Source organism: Saccharibacillus sacchari, assembly GCF_037722395.1.
Classification (GTDB): domain Bacteria; phylum Bacillota; class Bacilli; order Paenibacillales; family Paenibacillaceae; genus Saccharibacillus; species Saccharibacillus sacchari_A.
The window spans coordinates 82,854-95,056 of sequence record NZ_JBBKAR010000053.1 but is presented as its reverse complement, the minus strand read 5'-3'; the positions used below and the strand labels follow the sequence as shown (position 1 = coordinate 95,056).

The window sequence follows — 12,203 nt, the reverse complement described above, 5'->3', positions numbered from 1 at the left end:
AAAGAGCCTGCTTCGCGCCGATGCGAAGCAGGCTCTTTTTTCAAGCCGTAAAATACTGTTTTTCGAAAAATAGGCGCAATCCCACACTCACGGACTCATTACGCTGCCAGTCTCACTCATACAGTTCCGGCCTGCGATCTTCAAACACCGGAATCCTCCCGCGTGCCTGAATCACTTCCGCCATGTCGATATCGGCTGTCAGGAAGTCGTCGCTTTCGCCGGCTTCCGCGACGACTTCGCCCCAAGGCCCGATCACCATGGAATGTCCCGCGAAAATATTCGCCGGATCGCTGCCGCTCCGATTGCAGGCGATCACCCAACACTGGTTCTCGATCGCTCGGGCAACCAGCAGCGAACGCCAGTGTTCCACGCGCATCAGCGGCCACTGCGCAACCACGAACAAGACTTCCGCTCCCGACGACATATGGGTCCGTATCCATTCGGGAAAACGGATATCGTAGCAGATCATACCCGCGCCGCGGATACTTCCAAGCTCAAACAATCCTTTTTCGCTGCCCGATTGCAAAAAGAGATGCTCATCCATAAGCTTGAACAAATGAGCCTTGTCATATTCGCTGATTTGCTGTCCTTCGCGGTCGTAAACAAGCAGTGTGTTATACACGCCGTCCTTGGTCCGTTTGGCTGTGGAACCTCCGACCAGATATACGCCGTGGCGACGAGCTGCCTCCGACAAAAACGCCCGGGTACGTTCGGCGTCTTCCTCCGCGATCTCGTCCAGCCGCGTCAGATCGTAGCCGATCGTCCATAGTTCGGGAAGCACGATCACATCGGGGTTGCTCTGCATGGCGCGCTCCAGAAGCTTTTCCATTTTGGCATAATTGGCTTCTGCATTCCCGAATACGACATCATGTTGAATACAGGTGACTTTCCATTTATTCATGATCGTTCCTCCGCTTCGCGTCAGACTTTACTTTTACAGCTGTAGCCTATATCATCTGGGGCTGTATACACGTTTGGCTTGATCAAGCTATTACTCGCAAAGAAGGTGTTTTCATGAAAACATTTACGTCTTCCGCTGCTTTGGATCGTCTGCCCCGGCAGTTCTTCGCATCGCTTGTGGCCGACGTCTCGCGCGTCGCCGCGCAAGGACACGATATCATCAACCTGGGACAAGGCAATCCTGACCGTCCCACGCCGGAACATATCGTCGAAGCGTTGGAACGGGCAGGCCGCGATCCGCTGAACCACCGGTATCCGCCGTTTCGAGGGTTCGATTATTTAAAAGAAGCCGCTGCCGAGTTCTATCGACGGGAATACCAAGTTGAGCTGCATCCCGAAAAAGAAATCGCGATCTTGTTCGGCGGCAAATCGGGCTTGATCGAAGTCGCGCAATGTTTGTTGAATCCCGGCGATGTCGCGCTCGTCCCCGATCCCGGCTACCCGGATTATGAGTCGGGTATCGAGCTGGCGGGCGGACGGATACAGCCGATGCCGCTTTTGGCCGAGAACGGTTTTCTTCCCGACTATGAAGCGATTCCGCCGGAAGCCCTTCAGCTTGCGAAGCTGATGTTTCTCAATTACCCCAATAACCCGACCGGGGCTACAGCCTCTTCCGCATTCATGGCCGAGACGGCTTCTTTTGCCCAGCGTCACGATCTCTGCGTGGTCCACGACTTCGCCTATGGCGCAATCGGATTCGACGGCGTAAAGCCGCCGAGCTTCCTGCAAGCGCCCGGAGCGAAAGAAACCGGAATCGAAATCTACACCCTGTCCAAAACGTATAACATGGCCGGATGGCGGGTCGCTTTCGCGGCAGGCAATCCGAGCGTGATCGCGATGCTCAATCTGCTGCAAGACCATCTGCATGTCAGTTTGTTCGGAGCCGTCCAAGCCGCTGCCGCCGAAGCCTTGACGGGACCGCAGTATGGCGTCGCCGAACTGGTCGCCCGTTACGAATCACGCAGAAACCTCTTAGTCGAAGGTCTGCGCGGGATCGGCTGGGACGTTCCGGCGCCGACCGGTTCGTTTTTCGCCTGGCTGCCGGTTCCGGCCGGACATAACTCCACTTCTTTCGCTTCGCTACTGCTCCGGCAGGCCCATATTGCGGTTGCGCCAGGCGTCGGCTTCGGCGCACATGGAGAAGGTTATGTGCGCGTCGGGCTGCTTACCGAAGACGATCGACTGCTTGAAGCCGTGCGTCGGATCGGCCGATTGGGCTTATTCTAACATTAACCGAGCCGTTGACAGCCACAGGTCCAGCATGGCATAATTCAAGCATATGCTTTACTTAATATGTGATGAATAGAACATCTTATCAAGAGCAGGCGGAGGGACCAGCCCGATGAAGCCCGGCAACCGACCCCTTATGGGGGCACGGTGCTAATTCTTGCTCGTTCATTCGAATCCTGCTTATTTTTTGCGCAGACGAATGAACGGAGAGATAAGAAGAGACCTTCGCCCATTCGAGCCTCTTCTTGATGATAAGAAGAGGCTTTTTGATGTCCTTTTTTAGGAATCAAAGCCTCTCCGATCCGCGTAAGCCCGGCTTTGCCGGTTCTTATATACGGAAAAGTCCGCGGTCCCTGCCGCAGACTTTTCCTTGCCGGACATGCTTACGCCGATGCAAAAGCATGTCCGGCTCGCTGAAAGGTCACTCCGTCCCTTCACCGACGGGCACCCGGATCGGTCGCTCCGATCCCGGCTGCAAAAAACGTCTGATTCCATCCTCAAATGCAATCATCCGGACCGTCGGTGCTTTCGGAATAGAGGCCTGCCCCGAATACGAGCTTTCCCGGCTCGATTTCAAGGCAGGCCTTTTTCCGTTGCTTACGCGGTCAAATCAACCTTCTCCCGCCATCTCCCGCTGGAACTTGGCGATCGCTTCGTATTCGTTCTCCAAGCTTCGGGAAACGGAGATGAAGATCGGCAGCAAATGCTTGTAGACCCGGGCATTCCCGTCGATCGGCTCGTGGCGATGCGTACCGCCGATCATGGACTCCACGACATCCAACGAAGGAACCCGGCCCAGCGCATACAGACCCAGCACCGCTGCGCCCAAGCACGAGCTTTCGAAACTTTCCGGCACCACGACTTCCTGATCGAAAATGTCTGCCATCATCTGACGCCACAGCGGCGATCGGGCAAACCCTCCGGTCGCGTGAATCTTTTTCGGGCGCCCGATCTGCTCTTCCATAGCCAACATGACCGTATACAGATTGAAAATGACGCCTTCGAGCACGGAACGGATCATATGCTCTTTCTTATGGTTCATGGTCAGTCCGAAAAACGATCCTCTCGCATCCGGATTCCACAGCGGCGCGCGTTCGCCGGTCAGATACGGATGGAACAGCAGCCCTTCGGAACCCGGACGCACCTGCTCGGCGATACGCGTCAGAACGTCATACGGATCGATGCCGAGCCGCTTGGCCGTTTCCACTTCCGAAGCCGCGAACTCGTCCCGGACCCAACGGAACAGCATACCGCCGTTGTTGACCGGACCCCCGATGACCCATAGTCCCGGAGCCAACGCGTAGCAGAAAAAGCGTCCTTTGGGATCGGTGACCGGACGGTCGACTACCGTGCGGATCGCGCCGCTTGTACCGATCGTGGCCGCGACGACGCCGGGGCGAATCGCGCCCACGCCGAGATTGGACAACACGCCGTCGCTCGCGCCCACGACGAACGGTGTCTCCACGCCCAGGCCCAACTCGCTCGCGGTTGCCGGCTGCAAGCCGCTGGCCACATGCGTTGTCGGTACGGGTTTCGACAACCGCTCCGGCGTCACGCCTGCAAGCGCAAGCGCTTCCTCGTCCCAGTCCAGCTTTTCCAGATTGAACAGCCCGGTCGCCGAAGCGATCGAATGATCGACCACATACTCGCCGAACAAACGGAAAAAGACATACTCTTTGATCGAAATAAACTTACGGCACTGTTCGAACAGTTCCGTACGGTCATGGCGCAGCCAGAGCAGTTTCGCCAGCGGAGACATCGGGTGAATCGGCGTGCCTGTACGCAAATAAATCTCATGTCCGTCCAGCTCGTTTTTGAGCTTTTTCGTCCATGCCGCGCTCCGGTTGTCCGCCCAAGTGATGCACGCGGTCAGCGGTTTGCCGGTCTCGTCCACGCCGATCAGACTGTGCATCGCCGAACTGAACGCGACGAGCAGAATCTGATCGGGCTTGGCTTTCGCAACGCGAACCGCTCCCGCAACCGCTTGCACGACCGCGCGATAAATTTCGTCCGGGTCTTGCTCGGCTACCGAGGGAGACGGCGTGTGCAGCGGGTAGCCGATCGTTTCCTGCGCGACGACCTCTCCGTTTTCCTTGAAAAGTACGGCTTTCGTGCTTGTCGTTCCGATGTCTACGCCTATCATCAAAGGTTCGCTCATGCTTTATTTTCTTCCTTTCTGTCGCTTGCTCAAGCCAGACTGCGACCCAATGTTTCATCCGAGTCGTCAAAATACGCGCGTACAATCTCTCTGATTCGCTCTTCGTCTCCTGAACGCAGTCCTTCGATCACGGTGCGATGCTTATCCGCGATCCATTCCATTCGTTCGTTTCCCTGCTTGAAACTGTTCTCCGTCGTCAATAAAATAACCGTCATAACGATCGGACGAATATTGTTCCACAGATGCAAAATACGGGTATGGCCCGCCTCCTGCACGATACGCTCATGAAACGAAAAGTCCTGATAAGCGAATTCCACGCCGTCACCGTGCTTGATCGCCAGTTTCATTCGGTCAATGGCTTGCTCCAGACGCAGAATCAAAGCTTCATTGTTTTGCCCGGCTAACCGCTGCTGTGCAAAGCTTTCGATCAGGTAACGCACATCGTAAAGCTCCTTGACCGCCGCAAGATCCAAGCCGATCACGACCGCGCCCATGCGTTCCAGTCGAATCAGACCCTCGCCCGCCAGCATTTTGAGCGCTTCCCGAACAGGCGAGCGGCTGGCGCCGAACAGCTCCGCCACCTTATTTTCCGAAATAATCTCTCCAGGCCGGATCTCTTCGTTGATGATTTGCAGCCGCAGCCGGCTTGCGACCGACTCGCCCAACGAAGCACCCTGAAGCCAAGCCGAAGGATATTGCATGGTTAAACGTCTCCTTAATCTTCTTTGACCACGGCGTGGCCGCCGAATTCGTTTCGCAGCGCCGCAACGACTTTGCCGTGGAACGTATCGTTTTCCAGCGAGCGGTAACGCATGAGCAGCGACAAAGCGATAACCGGCGTGCTGACTTCAAGGTCGAGCGCTTCCTGCACGGTCCATTTGCCTTCGCCGGAGCTTTGCATCACGCCGCGGATTTCGTCCAGGTTGGGGTCTTTGGAAAAAGCGTTCTGCGTCAGCTCCATCAGCCAACTGCGGATGACCGAACCGTTCGACCACACGCGGGCCACCGCTTCGTGGTCGTAGTCGAACGCGCTTTTTTCCAACACTTCAAAGCCTTCGCCGATCGCCTGCATCATGCCGTATTCGATCCCGTTGTGCACCATTTTCAGATAATGCCCGCTGCCGCTCGGTCCGGTGTACAGATAGCCGTTCTCGACCGCAAGGTCTTTGAACAACGGTTCGATGATAGCAAACGCCTCTTTGTCGCCGCCGATCATGAAACAACCGCCGTTCTGCGCACCCGACATGCCGCCGCTCGTGCCCGCGTCGAAAAAGAAAATGCCTTTGCGGCCCAGCGTTTCCGAACGGCGGATCGAGTCTTTGTACTGCGAATTGCCGCCGTCGATCACGATGTCGCCTTCTTCGAGCAGCGAAGAAAGGCCGTCCAGCACGCCGTCAACGATCGGTCCGGCAGGCACCATCACCCAGACGACGCGCGGTTTCGGCAATTGCGCGACGAGTTCCGCCACGGATTCGGCCGCCACCGCGCCTTTGTTCGCCAACTCGCGCCCAGGTGCGGGATTGACGTCGTTCACCGTTACGCCGTGTCCGTTTTCCAAAAGGTTCAATACGAGGTTGTAGCCCATTTTGCCAAGTCCGATCATGCCGATGTTCATGCTGCTCTCTCCTTTTTTTATTGAATTTGAATAACATTATGTTTGTAGAAAGATTGAATGACCAAAAAACATCGCGATGTATACCTGTATACAACTTTGCTTTTTATTCTACTCCTGTCGGTTCGGGCTTGTAAAGAGGGAGAGGAAAACAGCTTATTACGCAAATATTCACGGAATCGCGGCGGGCCGAATTTTAAAATAAGTGCGGATAGGCGATTATTTTTCCCGAATTCGACGCTTTTCCGCAAGTAGGTGCTCGAATGCAATTAAATCCTGCTTTTGCCGCCGATTTGGGCTCTTGTTGTAGGAATAAGTGTATTTGCGCACTTAATTTCAAAAACGACGGCGATGCGCGAAAAATAGTTGCATATCCGCACTTATTTCGCGTTTTTGGGATATGAGGATATGGATAGGCAGGATTTGATAGGCAGATTTCGATAGGTCGATACGGAAAAAAGCGGCTGTCCGGAAAACGGATCGCGCTTGTCCGGGCAGCCGTAGGGTTAGCGTGGCCAGCACAGTGGGCATGGTTAGCGCAGTGGCACGGTTAGTGCATTCAGCACGCTCGGCACAGTCTTCAAGCTCGACGAAGTCGGCGCAATCAGGACAATTTTTCGCCTTTGCCGCTCAATATTTTCATCGTGCCGTTCTCGTAACCGACTTGGTACACCGATCGGTACGTGGAATATACCATGCCGAATTCGCTGCTTTCCCATGCCGTGAGCACGATGGTGACTTGCACGTTTTCGCCGTTTTGCGCCGAGTCGATCGAATCCAGCCAAACGTCGTACGTATTGTCGTAGCCGCTCACGAAAGCCGAATATCCGGTTCCTTTTTGCCAATTTGCGCCGAGCAAAGCGTACGCGCCGCCGTAATTTTGCGTCGCGATATTCCCGTAAAAAGATTGGACGGCAAGCTCCGCTTCTTCCCGCGCCGCGGCTTGCTCGATACGCTTGTTCGCTTCGGCTTCGGCCAGACGCTTCGCTTCGGCGGCCTGGGCCGCTTCGGCTTTCTCGCGGTCCGCCGCTGCCGTCTTGGCCGATTCGATCTCGCCGTTCAGCTTCAGCAGACCGGAATCGGCAGGCGCGTATTTTAGCCCCTGCTCGACGGCTTGGGCCGCCGAAGCGAAGCTGCCCGATTGCAACAGCGCCGCGGCCTGATCCGAGCTGAGTCCGACGATTTGCGCGACGATCGCGGCACGAACCGCTTCCGACTCGTCGGTATCGACGCGTTCAAGTTTGTCGAGCAAAGGAACAAGCGCGGTCACGTTATCGAGCTTGCCCGCCTCCTCTCCGATACGCAACACGGCCAACTGGTCTTTTTGCCGCAAAAACGACGTTTTTTCCCGCTCCAGCAGCGCGCTCGCACGTTCGCCAAGCTCCGTTTCGACCGATGCCAACACCCGCTCCGCTTCATCCAGCTTTCCGCTCGAAATATGTTCGCTTGCCTGCCGCAATTGGCCTTGAACACTTGCCGCCGTATCGATCAAGGCCAATTCCGCATCCAGCGAAGCGTCGCTTCGGATCAGTTCGGAAGCTTGGCGCAAACTGTCGCTCGCGGCCGGATAATCGCCATCGCGCGCAAAAGCTTCGGCATCCGACCGCAACTTCGCCGTCTGTGCATCGATGCTGCCTGTATACGCGTTCCAGCCGTACACCCCTCCGACAATCAACAACACCAGCACGGCGAGCGCGAACCAGGAACCGTGGCGCGCAAAAAAAGACGGCTTCGTTTCCGGGTAGCGGTAAGCTTCGGCCGAAGCGTTGTCGCCGGACAGCAAAATGGAAGGCAGAACGGGAGGAACCGACGTTGTTGGCGACTCGGCCTGCTTCGTTTTTTTGCGCAAATCGATCACGGAACGCCCCGGAACGCCCGTATTCAATCTATTGCCGCACGAAAAACAAAAAGCTGCGTTTTCCGGTTGCTTCGCTCCGCATTTGTTGCAATACATCTGTGACCCCTCCCGAAAATAGGCGATTCGTTTTGATCAGGAACAGCGATTCGGGACGTTAGACCCTTTTTGCTTGTTCGTCTGCTTCTAATGTAGCATAATTCAAGAATTTTTAGGACAATTTTTCCTGTATATAAAAAAGCTTTCAAAACATGGGCCAAGTCAAAAAGGTTCTTTCCCGCCGCCGCGAACGACGAGAGAAAGAACCTCGGTATGTGGATCTTTTTGAACTTGCGAGTTGATCTTGCGAAGCGGATTCGATCGGAACGCCTACCTTATGACGAACGCGTTCAACGGACCGGGCGGCTTGTCTGCTGTTCCTATCCGCCGCGCGATCTCCGTTTCACGCGTTCGGTGTCCGGCGGATTCTATTTTGCGTCAAAAGCTTACCGATCACCTCGGCCTGCCGGTTATCCGGTTATCGGTCGAGCTTCCAGGACTGCGCCGCGTTTGCCGGGTCGTACGTCGTCAGCGTCAGCGCGCCGCCGCTAGCCGACGTCAAAGCCAAACCGTTGGCGGCGTTCAGTACGAACGTGCGGCTGCCCTGCTTGCGCAGCAGCCAACGCTGGTTGTCGTAGCCGAGATAATCGTAAAGCTGAAGCGTGCCGCGTCCGGTATCCAGATCGAGCGCTTGTCCTTGCTCCGTGCGCAGCGAGAACGAGCCGTCGCCGCTTCCCGTCGGAACAAGCGTCCAGCGCGGACGTTCGGGCGCATCGAGAGACTTCAGTCCTACCGCCGAACCGCGAGCGCTTCCGGCAGCCGCGAGCGTCAAGCCGGATTCGCGGCTGACCATCGCGTACGCGTCCAGCTTCGCGGGAGCATCGCGCTTGACGCGCACCTGCTGAAAAGAAGCTTGGCCGCCGAAAGCATGCAGGCCGAAGCGGCCTTCCGCGAACGTTCCGTCCCGCACGTCGATGACTTTTTTCCCGTTCAGCCATGCGCGGATATGCGGCCCGTTCGCTTGCACCCGCAAAACGGACGTACCGCCGGACACGATCGACGCGGGCGACGAAGCGATGAGCTGGCGTTCCGCGAAGTTTCCGTTCATTTTATAAAACAGCCGGATATGGTCCATATTGGGGTCTAGGTTCAGGTAATATCCGCTGCTTCCCGTCGGATCGGCGCGAAACAGCAAGGAAGCCGCCCCGCCGGATTCGCCGAGCTTCACGGTCGCTTCGTACACGAAATCGCCTGCGGAGCGCCCGGACATGGCCGTCGTGTCGCCGGACGCGCTGCCGCGCAGGCCGTGTTCGGTCACGATCCACGAAGCCGAAGAAGGCGCGGTATCCAGCTTGCCGAGATCGGAGCGGAACGAGCCTCCGTGCACCGTTACCCGGGCGGCGGCGGACATCCCGTTCGCGCCTGCGGCCGTCACCGTCGCTTCGCCGGGCGCAACGGCCGTGAGCCGCGCTTGGCCGTTCGCGACCGCTTCGACCGACACGATCCCCGGATCGGAGCTGGTCCAGTTTACGGAAGCCGCGGGCAACGAAGACGTACGCGGCGCGGCCGACAGCGTGCGGGAATCGTTCGGACCGAGTTCGATCTTCGATTCGCTTACTATGAACTCGGAATCCGTTTGGCTTTTCCATACCGACTCCAGGGCGTGTACTTGGAGCGAACGTACCTTCACTTCGCCGCCTGTCGCGTAAAAGCTTAGGCCGCGCTGCGAAGGATTCGGGAAAATGACGTCGGAAAAGACCGTGCGTCCGTTATTCGCGAACACTTCGACCGACGATTCGTCCACGAAAATACGCAGTTTGACGACGCCGTTGTCCGGTTGAAGAGTTGTTTCCTGACGCGGTCCGAACAGCGGCGAAAAATCGGTGATGCCCGAAACCGAACGGTCGAGCGCGAGTTTTTGTTCGGCGACCGAGTACCCGATGTCCGTGTGCTTGCCTCCGCTTTCGCGTACGCGGAACCCGAACGTCTCCGCCGCGCCGCTCGAAGGCAATTCCAACTCCGCTTCGATCTCGTACGCGCCCGCCGACAGTCCGGACAGCAGATTAGGCGTTTGTTCGGTCACGACCGCGTTTTCCGTCCGAAACAGTTCGCTGCGCAATCCGTCCAGCTCGGCGATCGGCTGCTGCGCCAGGCGCAAGCCGTTGGGCGTTTGCGTCAGCGACAATTCGCGCGGCAGACTGAGCACGCCTTTCCATCCTTCCGTCGGGAACGCGAACGGATAATCCCAGTTGGTCATCCACGCCATCACGATGCGTCGGCCGTCCGGCGCGTCGGTGAACGAAGAAGACGCGTAAAATTCTTTGCCCCAGTCGGTCTTGAGCACGTCTCCGGCGGCGTTGTCGTTTATAAATTTGCCGTCGTCCGTCAATTCGCCGACGAAATATTCCGCGTCCGAACCTTCGGTCGCCGGATTGGCGCCGGTGCTGAGCATCAGCACCCATTTGCGTTCTCCCGTGCCGTCGACCGTCAGCGGCAACAGATCGGGGCATTCCCAGACGCCGCCGCGCACGTAATCGCCGTATCCGAAATTGTCGGTCAGCGTCCAATCGGTCAGATTCGTCGATACGAAAAAGCGAATATGATCGCCGCCCGACACGACCATCACCCAACGGTCCCGGGCTTCGTCGCGCACCACTTTCGGATCGCGGAAATCCCAACCGCCGGGATTGTCGCCGCTGCGGCCGGGATTCTCGATCACGATCGGCCGATCTTGCGGATAATGCCAGGTGCGGCCCCGGTCGGAGCTGTACGCGATGCCGATCCGCTGATTGCCGTTGACCGCGTCCGGATCGTACGACGTGTAATAAGCGATCATGCCCCCGCCGTCGGGCGACGCGTCGAACAGCCCGGAAACGTTGTCGGGATCGGCGACCGCCGAGCCGGACCAGATATGGCCGAGCGAATTCCATTCGAGCGCCAGCGGCAAGCTTTTCCAATGCAGCATATCCGTGCTGACCGCGTGCGCCCAGCGACCTCCGTCCTGATGGAACAGATGGTACTCCCCTTGATAAAAGATCATGCCGTTCGGATCGCTGGCCGAACCGCGCGGCGGCGAATAATGATAAGCCGGACGGTACGCTTCGCCGTAATAATCGGCTTCCGGCGTCAGGTACGTATCCTGGAACACGGCGGTGCCGCGCCGGACGATCAAGCCCGCCGAGGCTCCGCCCGGCGGCAGCCCGTCCGCTTGAATCGCGGCATCCGCATAGCCGTCGACGAACACGCGCACGCTGCCGTTCGCGTCCTTAACGATTTGCAAACGGTGCTTGACGCCGTTTTCGCTAATATACGTCGCCGACGATTGCGCGATCTGCGCGCCGTCCGGCCCGAGCAGCCGCGCCGTTACGCGGCCTTGCTCCCGCTCCAGCAGAACGGCGTAGCCGCCGCTTCCGTCCGCGGCGCCGAGAAACGCAAGTCCGGCGGACGCGTCCGCCGTACCCGGCGAAATATCGCCGGTCCACACAAAGCCTTCCGTTTGCGAAGCGCCGTGCATGCGCAACGCCGGAGCGTCGCCGTCCGCGGTTCCCCGGACACCTTGTTCGTCCGACGACCAGGCTCCGCTCGTCGTGATAACGCTCTCAAGATTGGAATTCCAAACCGGCTGTTCCGCCGCCAATGTCACCGAAGCCGCGCCGGGCTTGGCGTCCGTTTGCTGCGTTCCGCCTGCGCCGAAGACCGTTCCGCCGCCTGCTTCGGCAGCCTGCGGCTTGCCTGCCGGCCAGATGCCCAGCAACAGCGCCGCGCACATCAACGGCACGATTTTTTTACGCGTTCTCATCGCGTCTACCTCCTTCGTATTCGGTCGCTATCCGCGCGACCGGAAAAACCGGTAAAGCCTGCCGAATTTCTTATACAAGTCGGCAGGCCGGTGTTCGGGCGCAAATGACGCTGCGCCGGCTCAAAACGGATATGGAAAAGGGGCGTTGCTCTGGCAAACGGACAAGCGGCAACATTCGAGACGTTGCCTGGTCGGATCGACTTGCTGCTCAGCAAGCTTAGCAAGACCTGTTAAAATAAGTGCTGTTGTGCACTTATTTTGTTCGATTTTTTCCGAATCTTCAAATAGGTGCGTATCTGCACTTATTTGGAGAAAAGACGAGTAAAAACGCCTGATACGGAGAGATTAAGTGTATATCCACACTTAATCTTCTTAGATCGCAAAAATCGGAGTAAATAGGTGCATATATGCACTTAATTTTAGAATTTGGATTGCGATTGAGGTGTTCCCGAATTTGTGCTTTTCACGATTGCTTTTGTCGCCTTCAGACATGCAGGGACTCGCCTTTTGTCGCGGCTAAACGATACGGCGGCGATATTGCGTAGGCACC

The 12,203-nt window shown here is 57.3% G+C and carries 7 protein-coding genes and 1 riboswitch; of the genes, 1 reads left to right on the top strand and 6 read right to left on the bottom strand.

The window, feature by feature from the left end; all coding sequences use genetic code 11:
* Window positions 1-112: 112 nt before the first annotated feature.
* On the bottom strand, window positions 113-901 hold the full coding sequence (locus WKI47_RS20840; protein ID WP_340229113.1) for a carbon-nitrogen family hydrolase: 789 nt from the start codon (window positions 899-901) through the stop codon (window positions 113-115).
* A gap of 113 nt (window positions 902-1,014) precedes the next feature.
* Between WKI47_RS20840 and WKI47_RS20835 the strand changes: the two genes are divergently transcribed.
* A complete protein-coding gene (locus WKI47_RS20835; RefSeq protein WP_340229112.1) occupies window positions 1,015-2,187 on the top strand; it encodes a pyridoxal phosphate-dependent aminotransferase in 1,173 nt (390 codons plus the stop codon).
* A gap of 82 nt (window positions 2,188-2,269) precedes the next feature.
* Window positions 2,270-2,408, top strand: a riboswitch (SAM riboswitch).
* A gap of 392 nt (window positions 2,409-2,800) precedes the next feature.
* Here WKI47_RS20835 and gntK read toward each other — a convergent pair.
* The 5 genes from gntK to WKI47_RS20810 form a co-directional block, all read right to left on the bottom strand.
* Window positions 2,801-4,348, bottom strand: coding sequence for a gluconokinase (gntK, locus tag WKI47_RS20830; protein ID WP_340229111.1), 1,548 nt, complete (start codon window positions 4,346-4,348; stop codon window positions 2,801-2,803).
* Window positions 4,349-4,377: 29 nt separating this feature from the next.
* A complete protein-coding gene (locus WKI47_RS20825) occupies window positions 4,378-5,049 on the bottom strand; it encodes a GntR family transcriptional regulator (RefSeq protein WP_340229110.1) in 672 nt (223 codons plus the stop codon).
* 14 nt (window positions 5,050-5,063) lie between these two features.
* Window positions 5,064-5,963: a phosphogluconate dehydrogenase (NAD(+)-dependent, decarboxylating) gene (gene gnd, locus WKI47_RS20820; protein ID WP_340229109.1), complete on the bottom strand. Its 900-nt coding sequence runs from the start codon at window positions 5,961-5,963 to the stop codon at window positions 5,064-5,066.
* Between the two features lie 601 nt (window positions 5,964-6,564).
* Window positions 6,565-7,914, bottom strand: a complete 1,350-nt coding sequence (locus WKI47_RS20815; RefSeq protein ID WP_340229108.1) for a zinc ribbon domain-containing protein — start codon at window positions 7,912-7,914, stop codon at window positions 6,565-6,567.
* A 418-nt stretch (window positions 7,915-8,332) separates the two neighbouring features.
* Complete coding sequence (locus tag WKI47_RS20810) at window positions 8,333-11,653, bottom strand: GH32 C-terminal domain-containing protein (RefSeq protein ID WP_340229107.1); 3,321 nt, start codon at window positions 11,651-11,653, stop codon at window positions 8,333-8,335.
* Window positions 11,654-12,203: the final 550 nt, after the last annotated feature.

Excerpts from the sequence above, each read along its gene's own strand:
- WKI47_RS20840 (WP_340229113.1), bottom strand. The coding sequence starts at position 901 with ATGAATAAATGGAAAGTCACCTGTATTCAACATGATGTCGTATTCGGG.
- WKI47_RS20835 (WP_340229112.1), top strand. The coding sequence starts at position 1,015 with ATGAAAACATTTACGTCTTCCGCTGCTTTGGATCGTCTGCCCCGGCAG.
- gntK (WP_340229111.1), bottom strand. The coding sequence starts at position 4,348 with ATGAGCGAACCTTTGATGATAGGCGTAGACATCGGAACGACAAGCACG.
- WKI47_RS20825 (WP_340229110.1), bottom strand. The coding sequence starts at position 5,049 with ATGCAATATCCTTCGGCTTGGCTTCAGGGTGCTTCGTTGGGCGAGTCG.
- gnd (WP_340229109.1), bottom strand. The coding sequence starts at position 5,963 with ATGAACATCGGCATGATCGGACTTGGCAAAATGGGCTACAACCTCGTA.
- WKI47_RS20815 (WP_340229108.1), bottom strand. The coding sequence starts at position 7,914 with ATGTATTGCAACAAATGCGGAGCGAAGCAACCGGAAAACGCAGCTTTT.
- WKI47_RS20810 (WP_340229107.1), bottom strand. The coding sequence starts at position 11,653 with ATGAGAACGCGTAAAAAAATCGTGCCGTTGATGTGCGCGGCGCTGTTG.